The organism is Mesorhizobium sp. MC2-1-1, from assembly GCF_057597255.1.
In genome coordinates this window covers 3,730,001-3,749,367 of record NZ_CP195205.1, presented here as the reverse complement: position 1 = coordinate 3,749,367, position 19,367 = coordinate 3,730,001, and the positions used below count along the sequence as shown (strand labels likewise).

General features: G+C 64.8%; 18 protein-coding genes (1 of these 18 cut by a window edge). 14 read left to right on the top strand and 4 right to left on the bottom strand.

What is annotated here, in order from left to right:
* The first annotated feature begins 275 nt into the window (after positions 1-275).
* The 3 genes from ACR64R_RS18535 to ACR64R_RS18525 all read left to right on the top strand — a co-directional run bounded on the left by ACR64R_RS18535 (position 276) and on the right by ACR64R_RS18525 (position 2,958).
* Entirely contained in the window at positions 276-1,043 is a 768-nt protein-coding gene (locus ACR64R_RS18535; RefSeq protein ID WP_487357763.1) for an SDR family NAD(P)-dependent oxidoreductase, read from the top strand.
* A gap of 8 nt (positions 1,044-1,051) precedes the next feature.
* On the top strand, positions 1,052-1,633 hold the full coding sequence (locus ACR64R_RS18530) for an SDR family oxidoreductase (protein WP_487357762.1): 582 nt from the start codon (positions 1,052-1,054) through the stop codon (positions 1,631-1,633).
* Positions 1,634-1,917: 284 nt separating this feature from the next.
* Positions 1,918-2,958 carry a substrate-binding domain-containing protein gene (locus tag ACR64R_RS18525; RefSeq protein WP_487357761.1) on the top strand — a complete coding sequence of 347 codons (1,041 nt, stop codon included), beginning with the start codon at positions 1,918-1,920 and terminating at the stop codon, positions 2,956-2,958.
* Here the strand turns inward: ACR64R_RS18525 and ACR64R_RS18520 are convergent, their stop codons facing one another.
* From ACR64R_RS18520 to ACR64R_RS18505, 4 genes are read right to left on the bottom strand one after another with little or no spacing between them, the layout of a single operon-like run.
* Positions 2,959-4,137 (bottom strand): mandelate racemase/muconate lactonizing enzyme family protein, encoded by a 1,179-nt coding sequence (locus ACR64R_RS18520; protein WP_487357760.1) that lies wholly within the window; start codon positions 4,135-4,137, stop codon positions 2,959-2,961.
* A complete protein-coding gene (locus ACR64R_RS18515; RefSeq protein WP_487357759.1) occupies positions 4,134-5,129 on the bottom strand; it encodes a transketolase family protein in 996 nt (331 codons plus the stop codon). The genes ACR64R_RS18520 and ACR64R_RS18515 overlap by 4 nt, the downstream gene beginning before the upstream one ends.
* Positions 5,126-5,974 (bottom strand): transketolase, encoded by an 849-nt coding sequence (locus ACR64R_RS18510; protein WP_487357758.1) that lies wholly within the window; start codon positions 5,972-5,974, stop codon positions 5,126-5,128. The genes ACR64R_RS18515 and ACR64R_RS18510 overlap by 4 nt, the downstream gene beginning before the upstream one ends.
* Positions 5,975-5,981: 7 nt before the next feature.
* A complete protein-coding gene (locus tag ACR64R_RS18505; protein WP_487357757.1) occupies positions 5,982-6,776 on the bottom strand; it encodes an SDR family NAD(P)-dependent oxidoreductase in 795 nt (264 codons plus the stop codon).
* 106 nt (positions 6,777-6,882) lie between these two features.
* On the opposite strand from ACR64R_RS18505, the gene ACR64R_RS18500 reads away from it, so the two are divergent.
* The 11 genes from ACR64R_RS18500 to ACR64R_RS18450 form a co-directional block, all read left to right on the top strand.
* A complete protein-coding gene (locus tag ACR64R_RS18500; RefSeq protein WP_487357756.1) occupies positions 6,883-8,103 on the top strand; it encodes a mandelate racemase/muconate lactonizing enzyme family protein in 1,221 nt (406 codons plus the stop codon).
* A 211-nt stretch (positions 8,104-8,314) separates the two neighbouring features.
* The gene (locus ACR64R_RS18495) at positions 8,315-10,714 is read left to right on the top strand and encodes a thiamine pyrophosphate-dependent enzyme (RefSeq protein WP_487357755.1); all 2,400 of its coding nucleotides are present in this window, start codon (positions 8,315-8,317) and stop codon (positions 10,712-10,714) included.
* Positions 10,715-10,745: 31 nt separating this feature from the next.
* Positions 10,746-11,756, top strand: coding sequence for a C-terminal binding protein (locus tag ACR64R_RS18490; protein WP_487357754.1), 1,011 nt, complete (start codon positions 10,746-10,748; stop codon positions 11,754-11,756).
* Positions 11,753-12,466 (top strand): E3 binding domain-containing protein, encoded by a 714-nt coding sequence (locus ACR64R_RS18485; protein WP_487357753.1) that lies wholly within the window; start codon positions 11,753-11,755, stop codon positions 12,464-12,466. Before ACR64R_RS18490 ends, ACR64R_RS18485 begins: the two co-directional genes overlap by 4 nt.
* A gap of 94 nt (positions 12,467-12,560) precedes the next feature.
* Complete coding sequence (locus tag ACR64R_RS18480; protein ID WP_487357752.1) at positions 12,561-13,331, top strand: GntR family transcriptional regulator; 771 nt, start codon at positions 12,561-12,563, stop codon at positions 13,329-13,331.
* 201 nt (positions 13,332-13,532) lie between these two features.
* Positions 13,533-14,597 carry a substrate-binding domain-containing protein gene (locus ACR64R_RS18475; protein WP_487357751.1) on the top strand — a complete coding sequence of 355 codons (1,065 nt, stop codon included), beginning with the start codon at positions 13,533-13,535 and terminating at the stop codon, positions 14,595-14,597.
* A 67-nt stretch (positions 14,598-14,664) separates the two neighbouring features.
* Positions 14,665-15,732: a sugar ABC transporter substrate-binding protein gene (locus tag ACR64R_RS18470; protein ID WP_487357750.1), complete on the top strand. Its 1,068-nt coding sequence runs from the start codon at positions 14,665-14,667 to the stop codon at positions 15,730-15,732.
* Between the two features lie 53 nt (positions 15,733-15,785).
* Entirely contained in the window at positions 15,786-17,303 is a 1,518-nt protein-coding gene (locus ACR64R_RS18465) for a sugar ABC transporter ATP-binding protein (RefSeq protein WP_487357749.1), read from the top strand.
* Between the two features lie 27 nt (positions 17,304-17,330).
* The gene (locus ACR64R_RS18460; protein ID WP_487357748.1) at positions 17,331-18,335 is read left to right on the top strand and encodes an ABC transporter permease; all 1,005 of its coding nucleotides are present in this window, start codon (positions 17,331-17,333) and stop codon (positions 18,333-18,335) included.
* On the top strand, positions 18,332-19,300 hold the full coding sequence (locus ACR64R_RS18455; protein WP_487357747.1) for an ABC transporter permease: 969 nt from the start codon (positions 18,332-18,334) through the stop codon (positions 19,298-19,300). The genes ACR64R_RS18460 and ACR64R_RS18455 overlap by 4 nt, the downstream gene beginning before the upstream one ends.
* Position 19,301: 1 nt before the next feature.
* A protein-coding gene (locus tag ACR64R_RS18450; RefSeq protein WP_487357746.1) for an SMP-30/gluconolactonase/LRE family protein crosses the window boundary here: on the top strand, positions 19,302-19,367 show its 5' end (the start). Its footprint extends 816 nt past the window's final position; 66 of the gene's 882 nt are visible here — the first part of the coding sequence; its start codon is at positions 19,302-19,304; its stop codon lies off the right edge, out of view.

Here is a 19,367-nt window from a genome sequence, read left to right as displayed (position 1 = left end):
TGCTCCGGAGAAGCTGACTACCAAGCCGTTGTGCTCAACTAGTCCGAAACCCGATTGCCGAAGACAGCGGCCACGTAAGCACTTAACAACCGGCAGAGATACGCGCTGCCTTTGCTACACAGGGCGGGTTGTTCCGCGGACTGAGATGCCGGGGCTGAGATGCCCGGCTCCTCAAGGAATACGGTACCGCAGGCGCCTTTGGGGCTTTCTTCATCTTTGATATTATTATAATAGCTTGTCTCGAAGAATGATGACGGCGAGCAATGCGGTGTAATTTGTCGGATCGGGTCGCCCTGGTCACGGGGGCGGCGGGCGCTATTGGAAGCGCCATTGCCAAACGGCTCTCGGACAACGGGGCCGCGGTCGTTGTTGCAGACATCGACATGGCGGGCGCCGAGCGCGTCGCGGCTGGGCTGCGCAACGGGATGGCTTGCGCTGTCGACATCCGCGATGGAAAATCGGTAGACGCTGCGATCGCCAGGGTTACTGAGCGGTACGAACGGCTCGACATTCTGGTCAACAATGCCGGGGTGAATACCTTGGCGCACCGCGTCACCATCGACGAGTTTCCTGCCGAGGAATGGGACCGTATCACCGGCATTGACCTCGACGGGCTCTATATCATGAGTCGCGCGGCGTTGGCGCCGATGCTTGCTGCAGGCAAAGGCGGGCGCATCGTCAATGTCGCTTCGGTCGTCGGACTTGCCGCGATGCGCCTGCAAAGCCCGTTTGTCGCGGCCAAGGCTGCCATGGTTCATCTGACGCGGTCGATGGCGATCGAACTGGGAGCCAAGGGGGTTTTAACGAACGCGGTCGCGCCCGGCTCGGTGTTCACGGCGCTGACGGCCAAGCTGTTCTACAGCGACGATGGCAAGTTCGCCGGGCGTACCCAGGAGTTTCTCGCCCATGTGCCGCTCGGCCGGCCGGCGCAGCCGGAGGAGATCGCTGAGGCCGTGCTGTTCCTGGCCTCTCCGGCCGCCAGCTACATCAACGGCCAGGTGCTGGCTGTGGATGGCGGCTGGACAGCGGGATTCATGATGTGAGCGCCGCCATGGAAATCGATCTCGCCGGCGTCGCGATCGCACTGGACGGTGAAACCAATCCTATCGTCGAAGCGGTGTTCGCCGCGTTGCGCGCCAATGGCGGACGTGTAGTCGAAGGCGCCCCGACGGGTGCCGCCGATATCCTGCTGATCTCGTGTCCGCTGCGCCCGGGAACGAAAGCCGGCGATCCGCGCTCCCTATATGCCGACGCGCGCAAGGCCGCCGTGGCGATGGCCGGGCGTGGCGGCCGCATCGTCTTCCTGATCTCGGCGGTCGCCGGCATGCCGATGCGTCGCCATCCCCGCTTTTCCATGGAGAACGCGTCCATCCTTGCCGGGATGCGCGCGCTGGCCATGGAATTTGGACCGAAGATCCTTGTCAATGCCGTTGGCTTCGGTGCGGTAGAGGACGACGCCATCATTGCGGGCGACAAGGCGATGCTCAGCCACACGCCGGTCGGTCGCGCCGGCCGCGTGGAGGAAGCAGTCGCCGCGGTGCTGTTCTTCTGCGATCCGCTGAACAGCTACACCACCGGGCAGATGCTGGGCGTCGACGGCGGCTGGGCGGCGGGCTATGGGCGCAATTTCTGAGGGCGCTGACGCTAGGTGCAGCTGCGTTGGCGTTCGAGTTGGGCACGTGACCGCCGGCGACACCGGCGCCCCGCTCCGTTGCTTTTGGTGACCGGCCCAATCGCGTCCACCCGATCTCCTGTGCTCCTTTGGGCCCACTGCGTTTCACCGATGAAAGCTCCTAGGTCGGGCGAAGCCGACGCGTCGCTAGAAAGCACGCACCGCGGCCGCTATGAATGGCACTTGTCGTGCGATCCAGGGCAGAACTTGGCCCTCCGCGTATCGTACATTGATGGAGCTTGGTCATGGCGGATGGGTCAGAAGACGAATCCGGCGAGAACACGCCGTCGCAGCGCCTTGGGGTTCGAGAGATCGCAAGGCGTATCGGTGTCGCGCCCATAACCGTGTCGCGTTCCCTGTCCAATCCCGGCAGGGTCTCGGCGGAAACGCGCGCCAGGGTGCTAGAGGCCATAGAGCAGATCGGCTTCGTGCCCAATCAACTCGCTTCCAGCATGCGCGGCAACGGCCGCATGATCGGTACGGTGGTGCCGCCGCTGATCAATTCGGGCATTGCCGAGCAAGTGCAAGGCATGTCCGACGAATGCCATGAGGGCGGCTATTCCATGCTTTTGGTGCAGGGCGAATTCACGCAGGAAGCCGAGGAGAAAGCGATACGCACGCTGCTTGGCTGGCGCCCAGCCGGAATGATTCTTCAGAGCTTCGTGCAAAGCGAAACGGCGCGTGCCTTGCTGAAGGGCAGCGGCGCGCCGGTGGTCGAGATCTCCGAAGTCAAGGGCCGCGATCCGATCGACATGGTTGTCGGCGTCTCCAATTTCGAGACCGCCTACGCCATGACCATGCATCTGGCCGCCAAGGGCTACAGACGGATCGGCTTTGTCTCGACGCCGATCCACGGCAATGACCGCCTGGGACAGCGCCGCACCGGTTACCACGCGGCGCTGACCAAGCTCGGCATCAAGAACCATGACGGCATGGAGGTCGAGGTGCCGATCACCGCACAGGGCGGCGCCGAGGCGCTGGTCACGCTGACCTCGCGGCACAAGGACATTGACGCCATCTTCTTCTCCAGCGATACGCTGGCCGTCGGCGCCGTGCAGGAATGTCACCGACGGGGCTGGGCGGTGCCCGGCAGGATCGCCATCACCGGCTATGGCGACATGGACCTCGCCGCGCAGCTCTATCCGCGGCTGACCACGGTAAAGGTCAACCGCTACGACATGGGCCGGCGCGCCGTACGGCAATTGCTGGCGAGACTGGGCGGCGACAGCGAGGTGCCCGCCGTCACCAGCCTCGGCTTCGAGATTATCGATCGCGAAAGCGCCTGATCAGGTTCTCGTTGCCGGCTGTTCGCGGCGACCCAGGCGCTTCTCCCAGCCTTCGGCATGAACGTTGAGATAGGCGTTGGGATCGTAAGGATGATCCTTGACGGCATCGATGTTGAGATCGATGCCGAGTCCCGGCGCGTCCGGCAGCGACAGATGGCCGTTGTCCGGATTGACAGTCGGATGCCAGGTCACCAGCCCGCGGGTCCAAGGGTCGTTGAACGCGTCGAAATGCTCCTGGATCAGGAAATTCGGCACCGCCGCCGCCAGCTGCAGGCATACCGCCGTCGCCACCGGTCCGCCGCTTTGATGCGGCGCGATGTGGCTGCCATGGGCTAAAGCCAGATTGGCGACCTGCATCGATGGCGCGATGCCGCCGAGCGACATCGGCTCGGGTTGGAAGATGTTGACGCCACCGCCCGCCGCCAGCGTGTAGAACTGGCCTACCGTATCGTACATCTCTCCGGTTGCCACGGGAATGGGCGAGCGATGCGCCACCTCATGCACGGTCTCCTGGCGGTCGCGCGAGGTCGGCTCCTCCCACCAGTAGATGTCGAGATCGGCGAATTTCCGTGCCGCCTGAAGCGCTGCGATCTCGGTGAAGCGCGCATGCACGTCGATCAGGATCAGTGTGCCGCCCGGCAGCTCGTCGCGCAGCTTGCGGCAGATCGCGTAGGAGAGATCGAGCTCCTCGCGCGAAATGAAGCCTTGCGCGGTGCCGAACGGGTCGAGCTTGAACGCCTTGAAGCCCTTGGCCAGCACGGTCTTCGCGGCTTCGAGAAAGGCTTCCGGCGTGCGCTCGGTGCGGTACCAGCCATTGGCGTAGCCAAGCACCGTGTCGCGCACCTGCCCCCCGAGAAGCTGGTGTATCGGCACGCCCAGGCTCTTGCCCAGAATGTCCCAGCAAGCGACCTCTATGGCCGCGATCACCGTGCGATGGATATGGCCGCCGTCGAGCGAAACACTGTCCAGCATGCGCTTGGCCAAGGCGTTGATGCGGCGCGGATCCTGGCCGATAGCGAGATGCTTGAGCTCATGCACGCCCGCTTCGGTGGTCTTGATGAAACCGTTCAGCGTGCCTTCGCCGACGCCGTATATGCCCTTGTCGGTATGGACCTTGACGAACAGCCAGTTCTTCCAGCCGGCCCCGACGGCGAAGGTCTCGATGTCGGTGATCTTCATGCGAGCTCCGACCCGCTAATCGTTGCGACCACGGCTTCGGTGGTGAGGCCGTATCTCGCCTGCAGGGTCGGCACCGCGCCGCATTCGATATAGCGGTCGGGCAGGCCGATGCGCGTCACCTTCTTCGCGATGCCGGCCTCGAACAAGCTTTCGACGACAAGGCTGGCCAGCCCGCCGACGACGACATGGTTTTCAGCGGTAACGATATGGTCCACCGAGCCGGCAAATTCAGCTACGGCGCTGGTGTCGAACGGCTTGATCGTCGGCACATGCAGAACGCCGGTGGAAATGCCTTGTTTCTGCAGGGCATCCGCCGCGTCCAGCGCCCGCTCGGTCATGAAGCCGGTCGCGATGATCCCTACGTCGGAGCCTTCGCGAAGCCGCCGCGCCTTGCCGATCTCGAACCTGTAGCCGGGCTCGAACACCACGGGAACGCTGCCGCGCAGCAGACGCATATAGACCGGACCATCGTGCTCGGCGATCGCCGCTGTCGCCGCCTCGATCTCGGTAGCGTCGCAAGGATCGATGATGGTCAGGCCGGGGATCATGCGCATCAGCGCCAGATCCTCGATCGCCTGATGCGTGCCGCCATAGCCTGTCGTCAATCCCGGCAGGCCGGCCACGATCTTCACATTGAGGTTGGAGTGGGCAAGCGCGATGGCGACGAAATCATAGGCGCGTCGCGTCGCGAACACGCCATAGGTGGTGGCGAACGGCACCTTGCCCGTGCGGGCCAGCCCGGCAGCGACGGCAACAAGATTCTGTTCGGCCATGCCGACATTGAAGAAGCGCTCGGGAAAGGCGTCCCGGAACGGCAGGATGTCGGTGTATTTGCCGAGGTCGGCGGTCAGCCCCACGATGTCGGGGCGGCTCCGGCCAAGCCCGGCCAAGGCCCGGCCGAACGGCGCTTCCACGCTTTGCCGACCGCCGCCGACCGCCTCATCCTGGCCCATGGACAGCGTCCGTCCGGCCTTAATGCCGCCGCCGCTCATTGGTGGGTTCCCATGTTTTTGTCTAACTCGGCGATGATGCCGTCCCATTGTGCCACGTCGATGCGGAAGAAGTGGGATTTCTCGCTGGTCTCGATGCGCGGCACGCCCTTGCCGGGCAGGGTGCGCAGCACGATCGCCTTCGGCTTGCCATTGCGCTTGCGCGCGGCGGCCAGCGCGCCGACGACAGCCTTCATGTCGTTGCCGTCGATCTCCGTCGTCTCCCAACCGAAGGCGCGCCATTTGTCGGCCACCGGCTCCATGTCGAGCACCACGGGGCCGTCGGCCTGGATGCCGTTGCAGTCGATCAGCGCCACCAGTCCGTCCAGCTCGAAATGGCTGGCCGACATCGCCGCTTCCCAAGTGGAGCCTTCCTGCATCTCGCCGTCGGAAAGCTCGACGAAGACGCGCGCGTCCGACCGATCGAGGCGAAGTCCCAGCGCCTGGCCGACGCCTTGCCCGAGGCCGTGGCCGAGCGAGCCGCCGATGAGCTCGACGCCGGGCGTGGTGTCGAGCGTCGACATCTCCAGCCGGCTGTCGTCGGCGCCATAGGTGACGAGCTCCTCGACCGGGATGATGCCGGCCTCGGCCAGGGCGGCCCAAAGCGCGATCGAGTAGTGCCCGGTCGACAACAGGAATCGGTCGCGATCCGGCCACGCCAGATTGTGCGGGTCGTAACGCAGCTCGTGGAAATAGAGCGCCGCCAGCGTGTCGGCGATGCCGAGGCCTTGGCCGATATAGCCCTGGCCCTGGCCGCGTGCCATGGTCAGCATGTGGCGGCGTAACTGGTTTGCCTTGCGTTCCAGCGCGGCGATATCGGCGCTGCCGGGAGGGGAGTTTCGCAGCATCCGATGCCTAGTCCTTGTCCAGCCCGCCCGACATGTTGAGCCGCTCCGCGGTCATGTATTCCGGCGCGTCGAGGCAGAGCCAGACGACGGCTTCGGCCACCTCGGAAATCTCGGCCCGACGGCCGAGCGGAATGCGGCGCGTGCGTTCGTCGAGGAAGGCCTGCAGATCGGCCCGGCCATTGGCGCGGGCAAGATCGAGCTCGGTCGAACGCTGCATCTCGGTGTCCATCATGCCCGGCGCCAAGCTGTTGACCAGCACGCCGTAAGGCGCAAGCGCGACCGCCGCGGCGCGGGTGATGGAATCGACGCCGGCCTTGCTCGCCGTATAGGCGGTGTAGTCGGGCAGCGCCATGCGCGAGCCGGGCGATGTGATGTTGACGATGCGCCCCGAGCGCTGCTCGCGCATCACCCGGCCGGCGGCCTTGCAAGCCATTGCAAGAGCCGTGACGTTGAGGGCCAGCGTGCGCGTCCAGGCCTTGAAGGTGGCGTCGAGGAAGGGCTCGATCACGCCATAGCCGGCATTGTTGACGAGGACGTCGATGCCGCGCCAGCGCGCGACCACTTTTTCGACCGCCGCTTCCGGCGCGCCTTCGACCGTGAAGTCCCCGATGATGCTCTCGGCTTCCGCGCCGGCCTCGCCGATCAGCCGGGCCGTCTCGGTCAGGCCCTCGCCATTGATGTCGGTCACGGCGACGGCACAGCCGCGCCTGGCCAGTTGCAGCGCAACCTCGCGGCCAAGCCCGCCGGCGGCGCCGGTGACAAGCGCCCGTCGCGTCGTGGTCTCTGGAGTTTCAGCAGGCAAGCCAACCTCCTCCCAAGGTCATCTTGACGCGATGGATACCGGTATCCATAGATAGCTGTCAACGGGCTTGTGCTACTGTTCGCGAGCCCGAAGCAGGGAGGGAGAATTGAAGATCGTCGCGCTCGAAACGCTGCAACTGGCGGAATTCCCATTCCTGTTCTGGCTTCGCGTCCACACCGATGCAGGCCTCATCGGCACCGGCGAAACCTTCTGGGCGCCGGGGCCGGTCGCCTCCTACATCCACGACAATGTCGCGGCCTACCTCATCGGCAAGGATCCGCGCGATATCGAGCTGCACGATCGCACACTGGGCAGCGTCTATGTCGGCGCGCGCGATTCCGGCGCGGAGGTGCGCGGCAATTCCGCGGTCAACATCGCGCTGTGGGATATCTATGGCCAGGCGCTTGGCGAGCCGGTCTGGCGGCTGCTCGGTGGCCGCACGCATAAAACCGTGCCGATCTACAACACGTGCGCCGGCTACAAGCATGTGCGCGCCAGCAAGAAGAACGCGCTGTTCGAGCGCGGCGAGGACTGGTCGCTCAAATCGGGCGATTCCAACGAAGGCCCGTATGAAGACCTGCTCGCGTGGCGCTACAATGCCGGCGATCTCGCCAGGAGCCTGAAATCCGAAGGCATCGGCGCTATGAAGATATGGCCCTTCGATATCGCCGCCGAGGCATCGAACGGCGCTCGCATCTCGCTTGCCGACCTCGATAATGCGCTCGAGCCGTTCCAGAAGATCCGCGAAGCCGTCGGCCGCGACATGGAGATCATGGTCGAGCTGCATGGCCTGTGGAGCCTGCCGCCGGCGCTGCGCATCGCCGAGGCGCTGAAAGCCTACGACGTCGCCTGGCTGGAGGAGCCGATCCGCTACAACGAACTGGACGCCATGGCCGAGCTGGCGCGCCACACCTCGATACCGATCGCGGCCAGCGAGCGGCTGGCCACGCGGCAGATGTTCAAGCAACTGATCGACAAGCGCGCGGCCTCGGTGATCATGATCGACCTTGCCTGGTGTGGCGGCCTTTCCGAAGCGCGCAAGATCGCCAACATGGCCGAGGCCAGCGAACTGCCGGTCACGCTTCACGACTGCACGGGGCCGATCGTCTATGCCGCCAGTTGCGCGCTCTCGGCCACTTTGCCGAATGTCAACTACCAGGAGGCTGTCCGCGCCTATTTCACCGGCTGGTACACCGAGATCGTCGCCGACATTCCGCCGGTGAGTGACGGCCATGTCGCGCCGCTCGAGGGGCCGGGGCTTGGTCTCAGTCTTCGACCGGAGCTATTCCAACGGCCCGACGCAACGGTACGGGTGACCAGGATCTAGTACGGCGTTTCGTCACTAGCTACGTTAAAACAAGGAGTTTGAGCGTTTCACCGGCTCGGTGAAACGGTGAATGCGTTTGCGTCTCGTAAGCCCTGCTCGGAGCCTGTAGACATTATGCTATTATAATCTATTATGAAGCTGATGCGAGCAGCCACAAGCTCGCCGCTGGCGCGTTTCTGCCCGGCGCCAGACGAATCCATGGGAGGTTTTGGTGGTAATTTCTGGGGCGCGCGCACGCGAGGATTTCAAGGGTGCGCCAAATCTGCCCGACAGGAAAATCCTGCTCGACCTGTTCGAACGCATGGTGTTGCTGCGCCGCTTCGAAAGCATTGCCCAGATCGCCTGCCGCAAGGGCGAGACACCCGGGTTCCTGCATCTCTATATCGGTGAGGAAGCGACCGGCGTCGGGGTCTGCGCGCATTTGCGGCCGACCGACTGGGTCACATCGACCCATCGCGGCCACGGCCATGCCCTGGCCAAGGGTGCCAATCCCGCACGTGTGATGGCCGAGCTGTTCGGCAAGGCCGACGGCATTTGCGGCGGCCGCGGAGGCACCATGCATCTCTACGATCGCTCGGTCGGCCTGTTCGGCACCAACGGCATCGTCGCCGCCGGCATCGGCCATGCGGTTGGCATCGGCATGAGTGCCCGCCGGCAAGGACGCGACGATATAGGCGTGGCTTTCTTCGGCGACGGCGCCGCCAATCATGGCGGCTTCCATGAGGCGCTCAACTTTGCCGCCGTGCAGCGGGCGCCCGCGGTCTTCATCTGCGAGAACAATCTCTACGCCACCGCGACCCCGCTCAAATCGATCACGCTCAATCCCGAGATCGCCACCAAGGCCGCGTCCTACGGCATGCCCGGCGTCGCCGTCGACGGCAACGACGTCTTCGCCGTCTGGCTGGCCATGAAGGAGGCGACCGAACGCGCCCGCGCCGGCAAGGGCCCAACGCTGATCGAGGCCAAGACCTATCGTACCGTCGGTCACCACGAAGGCGATCCGGTCATCGGCACCTACCGGACGCAGGAGGAGCTCGATGCCTGGATCAAGCGCGATCCGATCGACATGTTCCGCAAGCGGCTGATCGAGGAGTACGGCATTGCCGACGCGGAGACGCTCGCCGCTATCGAGGCGCGGATCGAGAAAGTGATCGAGGAAGCACTCGCCTTCGCCCGCACTTCGCCCGAGCCGGATCCGGCGACGGTGCGCCTGCATGTCTTTGCCGATCCGATCAATCCGCCGGCCGCCCTGCAGCCGCGCGCCGTCGGCGAGACACGAACGCAAGGCTGGCTCGAGGCGGTGCGCGACGGCATTGCCGAGGAGATGCACGCCAATCCGGCTATCCTCTATTTCGGCGAGGGCACCGGCGAGCGCGGCGGCAGCTTCGCCCACACGAAGAACCTGTGGCGGGAATTCGGCCCCGATCGCATGGTCGACACGCCGATCTCCGAACAGGGGTTCACCGCCGCGGCTGTCGGCGCCTCCGCCACCGGCGCGCGCACCGTGTCGGACCTGATGTTCGCCGACTTCGCCTTCGAGACAGCCGGACAGATTTTCCTGCAGGCTGCGAAGCTGCGTTACATGACCAGCGGCGTGATGAGCGCGCCGATGGTGGTGCGCGTCGGCGCCGGCGCGCTCCGCAGTTCCGGCCCGCATCACAGCGGCATCTACCACCCGGTCTTCGCTCACATGCCGGGCCTGATCGTCTGCGTGCCTTCGAACCCGGCCGATGCCAAGGGCCTGATGAAGACGGCGCTGAGAGCCGGCGATCCGGTCATCATGCTCGAACCGAAGGCGTTGTTCGCCTCCAAGGGCGAGGTTCCGGTCAGCGAGCATTACGTGCCGTTCGGCGTCGCGCGGATCGCGCGGGCCGGCCGCGACATCACCATTGTCGCGGCCGGGCAGATGGTGCAACGCGCGCTGGAGGCCGCCGAGGCATTGGCGGCCGAAGGCATCGAGGCCGAAGTGATCGACCCGCGCACCATCATGCCGCTCGACATCGATACGATCGTGGCCAGCGTCAGGAAGACCCATCGCCTGCTCGTGGTCGACGAGGCGTGGGCTATGTGCGGCCTTGGCGGCGAGATCGCCCAAGCCATCAACGAGCTCGCATTCGACGAACTCGACGCCCCGCCCGGGAGGCTGCATACCGCACCGACCTCGCATCCGTTCGCGCCGGTGCTGGAACGCGCCATGCTGGTCGATACGACGCGCATTGCGGAAGGCGTTCGCGACGTCATCGCCGGCAAGCCGCCGGTGCCGGACCATTGGTACACGGTCGGCCTGAAAAGTGCAGCCGCTCCGTCAAAGACAGCACCTGTTCCAGCCAAGCCGCAGCCCCCCGCACCAGCCGACGCTCCCGCCATCACCGGCGACGACGAGCCTGTGACGATGCCGTTCGGCGATCTCACCGTCAGCGAAGGCACGGTCGTCAAATGGCTGAAGATGGTGGGTGACACGGTCAAGGAAGGTGAGATGATCGCCGAGATCGAGACCGACAAAGCTGTGGTCGAGATCGAGGCGCCGGTCAGCGGCACGCTCAGCGCCATCGATCAGCCGGTCGGCGCCGTGGTGCCGATGGGCGGGCGCATCGGCGGCATCAAGAAATAATCACCTGTACCCAAGAATCCGAAGGTCAAGCATGAAGATCCTGTGCGCCAATTGGCAAGCCGCCGACGAGGCCGAGCTCGAACGCGTGCACTATCCCGATATCGAGTTCATCCTCGCCCGTTCGACCAACGACAGGGCGGCCGCGCTCGATCCGGCGGTTTGCCAGGCGGTCGATGCGGTCATCAACTATTCGCCGACCCACAATGTCGCCGCCGCGCCAACCGCCTTTCCCAAGGCCAGGATTGCCGTGCGCTCCGGCGTGGGCTTCGACAACATCGATACGGCCGGCTGGGGCGCGCGCAAGATTCCCGCGTGCAACGTGCCTGACTACGGCACCACCGAGGTGGCCGACCACGCCATCGGCCTTATGCTGGCGCTGACGCGCGGCACCTCTGCCTATGGAGCCGAACTTTCGGCTAATGGCGCCGAGGGCTGGCATTTCTCCAAGGCGCCGCTGGTGCGCCGTCACAAGGGGACGACCTTCGGCATCGTCGGGCTGGGCCGCATCGGGCTTGCCGCGGCCCGCCGCGCCGCCGCCTTCGACATGAAGGTGGTGTTTTACGATCCGCTTCTTCTGTCCGGCGTCGACCTGTCGACCGGCTATGAGAGGGTGCATTCGCTGGCCGAGCTGATGGGGCGGGCCGATGTGGTGAGCGTTCACACGCCATTGAGCGAAGAAACGCGCAAGCTGCTCGGCGTGGATGCCTTCGCCGCTGCCAAGCCCGGCCTTGTCCTTGTCAACACAGCCCGGGGTCCGATCGTCGATCTCGACGCGCTGGAAGCGGGGCTGCGCAAAGGTACTGTGGCCGGCGCCGGACTGGATGTGCTGCCGAACGAACCCGGCGATCTCGACCACCCGCTTCTGGCGGCATGGCGGCGCCGCGAGGCATGGATCGTCAACCGGCTGATCGTGACGCCGCATGCGGCCTTCTACAGCCCGGCGGCGATGCGCGATCTCAGGCTGAAATCGATCGAAGTCGTGCATGCCTATCTCGCCGAGGGACGGCTGACCAACTGCGTCAATTCCGAGTATCTGAAATGAACGTTGCCTTGGCATCGCGGCTGGCTGTCTCGCCCTATGCGCGCCGGCTTGCCCGCGAGCGCAACCTTCCGCTCGACGCTCTGCGCGGCAGCGGTCCCCGCGGCCGCATCCTGGCCGCCGATGTCCTCGAGTTCGTGGCGGCCGATGCGTGGGTGGAGTTTCCAGCCGCGGCCGCGGCGCCGGCGGTTGCCGCTTCCAGCATCGCCGCCTTCTCGACATCGATCGCGTTGGGCGCCTTGCATGAATTGTTGGCCGCCCTGCGGAACTCAGGGAAGGTGTTGGACATCGACGATATCCTGCTGCGCGCGGCGGGCAGCGCGTTCGTCGAGATTCCGGACGCGGCGAAGGTCGGCGAGGCAAGGGTGGCGCTCGAACTGGACAACAGGCAAGTCGTTTTCGCAGCCATTTCGGGAATGCCGGCGACTGCGCTGCGCGCGATGCGGCTTGCGGCCCAGGCGGACGGACGCGACGATGCGCAGATGCCCGCCGCCCTGTCCGTGTGGCTGCTGCCGTCGAGTGACATCCGGGCGATGATGATGACGCTGCTGCCGGGCCGGGCGATGCGCCTGACAGTTTCGGTCGGCTCAGCCGGCGACCACGCCGAATGCCTACTGGTGGCGGACACGGCAAGCCTTGACGAGACAACCTCGATGGCGTGGCTCGCCGCGCTCAAATCGGCGGTCGAGCACCCGCTTCGGCTTTTCGTTTGAACACAGCAAACCGCTGCGCAGTTTTGCGCGTCATGCGATAGCCTCAAGCGGCGGAAGCTATTATAAAAGCTTCGATACAGACGTGACGAGGCTCATGGACAACACCGTTCCCACCATCGACAGTCTTCCCAGGCGCACGCTTGGACGCTCCAACGGGCCGCTCTATCGCCAGCTTGCCGACATCTTGCGGGCGCCGATCGGTGACGGCACCTTCCCCGTCGGCGGGGAATTGCCGAAGGAAGCGGCGATCGCCGAGCATTTCGGGGTCAGCCTGATCACCGTGCGCCAGGCGCTGCGCGATCTCGAGGCCGACGGATTGATCAAGAAGCGCTCGGCGAAACCGGCGGTGGTCGCGGCGCGCAGCCCGTCGGTCAATCTAAGCTGGAACTTCAAGAACTTTGCCGACATGGCGGCCTTCACCAAGGACGCGCAGCTGACGGTGAAATCCTACCGCAAGGAGGCCTCTCCCGTGCTGCATCGCCATTTCGGCATGGGCAAGGAGGAGGCGGGCTATTGCCTGCGCAGCGTGTTGTCGATCGGCGAACAGAGGAAGGCGCAGATCACCACCTACTTTCCTCCCGATGTCGGCGCCAGGCTGAAGCGCGAAGACTTCTCCGACGTGCTGATCTTCCGCTCGGTGCAGAAGCATCTAGGGCTGCGTCTCGACGTGGCGCATGTCACCGTACGTGCCGAAATCGCCGACGAGGCGGTTGCCGCCGATCTCGGCATCGCGCTGGGCAGCGCGGTGCTGACGGTGGAGATGCTCTATCAGTCGGCCGACCAGCGCAGCATCGAGTTCTCCGTCGCCCGCCATCCCGCCGATATTTTCAGCATCACATACGACGCGCCGAACGACCTCTCTTGAGACCGCTCGAAAGTGCGATTTCTGCCGACGGGCGCATAGACAGGCCTATAAAATTATAATAGCATGATAGCTAGGCTGAGGAGCCGGCGGCGGTGAGGAGCGCGCGAATTCCGCCTGCGCCAACGGCCCGTCGAGAGGCCCGGTGTCTGATCAAGATGGCGCAGTCCATCGCCGGCCGGGGAGGAACATAGGGAGGAGACAATGCAATCGAGGAGCCTTTGCGCCGGCTTGATGGCGCTTGCCACATTGGCAGTCTGCGCCGGAGCGACATCCGGCCATGCCGAAGCCAAGAAAACCTACTCCATCTACCTTTCCAACAATTTCGTCGGAAATGACTGGCGCCAGCAAATGGAACGCGTCGCCAATGTCGCGGTCAACAAGGGGCCGCTGAAAGGCCGCGTCGACCTGAAGATCGAAAACGCCGAAGGCACGGTCCAGGCGCAGATCAATTCCCTGAACAGCATCATCCGCCAGAAGCCCGACGCCATCCTGATCGACGCGTCGTCGGCCGAGGCTCTCAACCCCACGATCAAGAAGGCCTGCGACGCCGGGATTATCGTCGTCAGCTTCGACCAGACCGTGTCGGCCGAATGCGCCTACAAGCTGCATTCCGACTTCGACATCATGGCCAACAACCAGGCCGAATGGATGGCCACCATGCTCGGCGGCAAGGGCAAGGTGCTGATGGATCGGGGCCTTGCCGGCGCGCCGATATCCGAGCAGTTCGAGAAGAATTTCGGCGCTGTGCTCAAGAAATATCCCAGCATCGAGATCGTCGGTTACTTCAACGGCAACTACGCCGCCGGCCCCGAACAGGAGGGCGTGGCTAGCCTGCTTGCGGCGCATCCGGAAGTCGACGGCATCTTCTCGCAGGGCTACGGCACCGGCGCCATCAAGGCGCTGCAGAATGCCGACCGGCCGATGGTGCCGATCGTCGCCGCCGCCTTCAACGGCACCGGCGTCACCTGCGCCGAGACCAAGGGCGCGAAATGCTGGCTCGGCGCCAATCCGCCGTCGCTCTCGGCGGAAGCGATCAAGCTCGCCGTCGACATTCTCGATACCGGCAAGAAGCCGGCCGACACGACCGTGCTGTTCAATTCGCCGGGCCTCACAACGGATATGGTCGCCGCCAAATACGCGCCGAATTCCTCGGCCGTGAAGATCGAGCTCGGCAAGACCGTATTCCCTGACCTTGCGCCGGGCCTTTCGCTGCCGGTGTCACCCAGCTGGGTGGAGATCACGCCCAAGGAGGCCTCGGGAAGCTGATTTGAGGCGTACAGGGCGCCGCAGTGAGGCGCCACGGTTTCGAAACGACAAACGGGAGGAGAAAATCATGAAATTATTGAGCCGTTACACCGGCCTCGCAGCGCTTGCCGCGACCATGATGGCGGTCGGCATACAGGCCGGGCATACCGAGGACAAGAAGACATACACCATCTATCTCTCCAACAATTTCGTAGGCAACGATTGGCGCCAACAGATGGAACGCGTCGCCACCGTGTCGGTCAACAAGGGGCCACTGAAAGGCCGCGTCGACCTTAAGATCGAGAATGTCGAGAACACGGTCCAGGCACAGATCAACTCGCTGAACAACATCATCCGCCAGAAGCCGGACGCCATCCTCGTCGATGCCGGTTCGGATTCGGCGCTCAACCCCACCATCAAGAAGGCTTGCGACGCCGGCATCGTCGTCATCAGCTTCGACCAGGTGGTGACCGAGCCGTGTGCCTATGCAGTAGCTTCCGACTGGGACCGCATCCCGGCCGTCATGGCGGAGTGGATGGCCACGCAGCTCGGCGGCAAAGGCAACATCATCCTCGACCGCGGCCTCGCCGGCGCGCCGATCTCGGCGCAATTGCAGGGCGGCTATGAAAAGGTGCTAGCCAAATATCCCGACATCAAGGTGGTCGGCTATTACAACGGCAACTACGCGCTCGGGCCGGAACAGTCCGGCGTCGCGGCGTTGCTTGCCGCCAACCCGAAGATCGACGGCATCATGACGCAAGGCTACGGCTCGGGCGCCATCCAGGCGTTGAAGGATGCCGGCCGGCCGATCGTCCCGGTCGTGGGCTTCTCCTACAATGTCGCGGCCGTCACCTGCGCGCAGACGCAGGGCGCCAAGTGTATCTTGGGCTCGAATCCGGCCTATCTGTCGTCGGAAGCGATCAAACTGGCGGTGGATATCCTGGATACCGGCAAGAAGCCGGCGGAACGCTCAGTATCGGTCAAGGGTGATTTCGTGACGACTGATCCTTTCGAGTCGAAGCTTTATCCGGGCACCAAGATGATCAAGATCGCGGTCGGCGAGAATGCCTTCCCCGACCAGGCGCCCGGCCTGACGCTGCCGATCACGCCCGACTGGGTCGAGATCACCGCCGCGGAAGCCGCCGGCAGCAAGTAACGTCTTGTTCTACGCTCCTGTCTCCCGGCATCGAGCGATGCCGGGAGACCTTCTTGAAAAGCGCCCCCATGGATCTCGTCACCGTCAAAGGTCTGTCAAAACGCTATGGCGGCATCGTCGCGCTGAGCGAAGCCGCATTCAGCGCCCGGGCCGGCGAGGTGCATGCGCTGCTCGGCGAGAACGGCGCGGGCAAAAGCACCTTCATCCAGATCCTGTCGGGCGCGGTGCAGCATGACGGCGGCACGATCCTGGTCGGCGGGCGGGACTATCGACCCGCCAATCCGGACACCGCGCAGGCGCGCGGCATTGCCGCCGTTTTCCAGGAATTGTCGCTTATCCCCGATCTCAGCGTCGAGCAGAACATCTGGTTCCGCCATGAACCCCGGACGCTGCTAGGCACCGTCAATCGCACGGAGATGCGCCGCAAGACGCTGGCGCTGCTCGAGAAGTATGATTTCCCGGCGCTGCGTCCCGAGCAGGAATTGCGGCGGCTGACGCTCGCTGAACGGCAGATCGTCGAGATCGCCAAGGGGCTGGCCAAGGACCCGCGCATCCTGATCCTAGATGAGGCGACCTCGGCGCTGCCGGCGCGTGAAGCCGAATGGCTGTTGAAGCTCACCCGGCAACTGGCTGCCGAAGGCAGGCTGGTCATCTTCATCTCCCACCGCATGGCCGAGGTCCGCGCCATCGCCGACCGGCTGACGATCTTTCGCAATGGCGGCACCGTCGCCGCGCATGAGGCCGCTGCCGTCTCCGATGACGAGATCGTCACCCAGATGATTGGCCGGCATCTCGACCGGCTCTATCCCGAGCGCGTGCCGACGATGACCGATCGCGTCGCGCTCAAGGTTGGGAATCTCACCAGCGGGAGCCGTCTCTCAGGCGTCGACCTTTCGCTTCGCGAAGGCGAGGTGCTGGGCGTCGGCGGCCTCCAGGGCCACGGCCAACGCGAGCTGTTCCAGGCGCTGTTCGGCGCCACGAAAGCGAGCGGCGCAATCGAGCTCTGGGGCAAGCCCGTCGCGATCGGCAATCCGCGCCAGGCACTGACCGGCAAGGACGGCATCGCGTTGGTGCCGGAAGACCGGCGCGGCCAGGGTTTGCTCCTGACCAAGAGCGTGCGCGAGAACCTGACGCTGTCGGTGATCAGGCGCTTCACGGAGAGCGGCCTGCTCAGCCGGCAGAAAGAAGCGGCCCTGGTCAAGGAGATGGTCGATTTCCTGCGCATCAAGGCAGGCACGCCGGAGCAGCTTGCCGGCACGCTATCCGGCGGCAACCAGCAGAAGGTGATCTTCGGCAAGATGCTGCTGACGCAGGCGCGCGTGCTCCTGCTCTACGATCCGACGCGCGGCGTCGACGTCGGCACGAAGGGCGAGATCTTCCAGCTGATGCGCGACCTCGCCGCCAGGGGCTACGCGATCCTGTTCCATTCGAGCGACATGCCGGAGCTCGTTCATGTCGCCGACCGGGTGCTGGTCATGCGCAACGGCCGCATCGCCGCGACGCTGGAGGGCGATCATATTTCGGAGGAAGAGATCCTTCGCGCCGCCATGCTTGAAACCAGGGCGGCATGAGGCATGGTGATGTCCGTGGAGCAAACTGTGGCAAGGGCACAGATGCCGACGCAAATGAAGGACACCAGGCCGGGCATCGATTGGCGCGGCCGCGCGCTCGACCGCGCGCCGTTCCTCGTCGCCGGCCTGATGCTGGCCTTGATCGTCGCCATCTATGGCAGCCTGCAGTCCGGTGTCTTCACCCTGGACGAGCTCAACCTCGACACGGCAGCGGGGATGACGCTGATGCTGGCTGCGACCGGACAGACAATCGTTCTGGTGCGCGGCGGCATCGATCTGTCGATCGGCGGCATGATCAGCCTCGGCACCGTGATCGCGGCAACGCGTTTCACCGACGATCCTTCCACCACGGCTTTCTGGGCGCTGGCGATCCTGGCGCTCGGCTTCCTCATCGGCGCCCTCAACGGCCTTTTGATCTCGCTGCTCAAGCTGCAGCCTTTCCTGGTGACGCTCGCCACCTGGTCGATCCTCAACGGCGTCGCCATGATCATCCTGCCGACCGATGGCGGCAGCGTACCCGGTTGGTGGGTTGGCTTCGCTTCCGGGCAGCTCCTTGGCCTGACCAGTCCGGTCTGGATGCTGTTGGCATTGCTCGTGTTCTGGTGGTGGTTCCGCGCGACGCGCGTCGGCATCATCATCCAGGCCTCCGGCTCCAACGAGAAATCGGCCTTCTTGTCCGGCGTTTCCATCACCCGGGTCAACATCGTCACCTACGGCCTGTCCGGCCTGTTCGCGGCGGGCGCTGCACTGTTCCTGATAACACAGACCGGCGCCGGCTCGCCGACCATCGGCAAGGACTATATCCTGCCTTCCGTGGCAGCGGCGGTGATTGGCGGCGTCAGCCTGTTCGGCGGTCGCGGCCATCTCGCCGGCACGCTGATCGGCGCCTTCGTGCTCACCCTCATCGGCAATCTGGTCTTCGTCCTGCACGTGTCGAGCTATTGGCAGCCGGTCGCGTCCGGCGTCATCCTGCTGCTTTCGGTACTCGCAAGCTCGGTCGCTGAAAAGGCCGCGAGGAGCCGCGTCCAATGAGCGCCTTCCTCTCCCGCAACCGCCTCATCGTGCTTGCCTATGCCGGCATGATCGTGCTGCTCCTGGTCACCGCGATCTTCTCGCCGGGCTTCCTCTCGGTTTCCAATATGCGCTCGACCGTGGTGCTGGCGGCCTTTGTCGGCATCGTCGCGCTCGGCCAGACCTTCGTCATCATCGGCGGCGGCATCGACCTGTCGGTGCCCTGGGTGCTGAACTCAGCGGCGATCGTCATGGCGCTGCTCTGCGGCGGGCAGGATCTGCCGCTTGTCTGGGTCATGCCGCTGCTGCTTGCCGGCGGCGCCCTCATCGGGCTCGTCAACGGCGTCGGCGTCGCCCAGTTCGGCGTGCCGCCAATCATCATGACCCTGGCCACCAACGTCATCCTGCAGGGCCTGATCCTGGTGCTGACCGGCGGCTCGCCGACGCCATCGGCGCCGGCGCTGATTCAGTTCCTGTCGGTCGGCCGCATCGGCGGCTTCCCAGTCATCGCGCTGATCTGGCTCGCGCTGACTCTGGTCGCCACGCTGCTCCTCTCCAAGGCGGCGTTCGGGCGTCATCTCTATGCACTCGGCACCAGCGCCACCGTCGCCGAATTCTCCGGCGTGCCGACCGCGCGCACCACCGTCCTGACCTATTTGATCTCCGGCCTCACCGCCGCTTTCGCCGGCATGCTTCTGACCGGCTATTCCGGCCAGGCCTATCTCGGCATGGGCGACGCCTATCTGTTCACGTCGATCGCGGCCGTCGCCATCGGCGGCGCCTCGATCCTCGGCGGCAGCGGGCATTATCTCGGCACGGTCGCCGGCGCCATGGTGCTGACCATCCTCACCGGTCTCCTGCCGGCGCTCAACCTGTCGAGCGGCGCGCTGCTCGTCGTCTATGGCGCCGTGATCCTGATCACGGTGTCGATCGGCAGCGAGACCTTCGCCGGGCTCGGCGGCAGACTTCGCGGCAGAAGGGTTTGAAATGGTCGACATCACTTGCGTCGTCGATGCCAGGGCCGAGTTGGGCGAGGGCACACTTTGGGATCCG

What these genes read in the sequence shown, in the direction of transcription:
- ACR64R_RS18475 (WP_487357751.1), top strand. Translation starts at nt 13,533, where the DNA reads ATGCAATCGAGGAGCCTTTGCGCCGGCTTGATGGCGCTTGCCACATTG.
- ACR64R_RS18530 (WP_487357762.1), top strand. Translation starts at nt 1,052, where the DNA reads ATGGAAATCGATCTCGCCGGCGTCGCGATCGCACTGGACGGTGAAACC.
- ACR64R_RS18510 (WP_487357758.1), bottom strand. Translation starts at nt 5,974, where the DNA reads ATGCTGCGAAACTCCCCTCCCGGCAGCGCCGATATCGCCGCGCTGGAA.
- ACR64R_RS18485 (WP_487357753.1), top strand. Translation starts at nt 11,753, where the DNA reads ATGAACGTTGCCTTGGCATCGCGGCTGGCTGTCTCGCCCTATGCGCGC.
- ACR64R_RS18480 (WP_487357752.1), top strand. Translation starts at nt 12,561, where the DNA reads ATGGACAACACCGTTCCCACCATCGACAGTCTTCCCAGGCGCACGCTT.
- ACR64R_RS18525 (WP_487357761.1), top strand. Translation starts at nt 1,918, where the DNA reads ATGGCGGATGGGTCAGAAGACGAATCCGGCGAGAACACGCCGTCGCAG.
- ACR64R_RS18455 (WP_487357747.1), top strand. Translation starts at nt 18,332, where the DNA reads ATGAGCGCCTTCCTCTCCCGCAACCGCCTCATCGTGCTTGCCTATGCC.
- ACR64R_RS18470 (WP_487357750.1), top strand. Translation starts at nt 14,665, where the DNA reads ATGAAATTATTGAGCCGTTACACCGGCCTCGCAGCGCTTGCCGCGACC.
- ACR64R_RS18515 (WP_487357759.1), bottom strand. Translation starts at nt 5,129, where the DNA reads ATGAGCGGCGGCGGCATTAAGGCCGGACGGACGCTGTCCATGGGCCAG.
- ACR64R_RS18490 (WP_487357754.1), top strand. Translation starts at nt 10,746, where the DNA reads ATGAAGATCCTGTGCGCCAATTGGCAAGCCGCCGACGAGGCCGAGCTC.
- ACR64R_RS18520 (WP_487357760.1), bottom strand. Translation starts at nt 4,137, where the DNA reads ATGAAGATCACCGACATCGAGACCTTCGCCGTCGGGGCCGGCTGGAAG.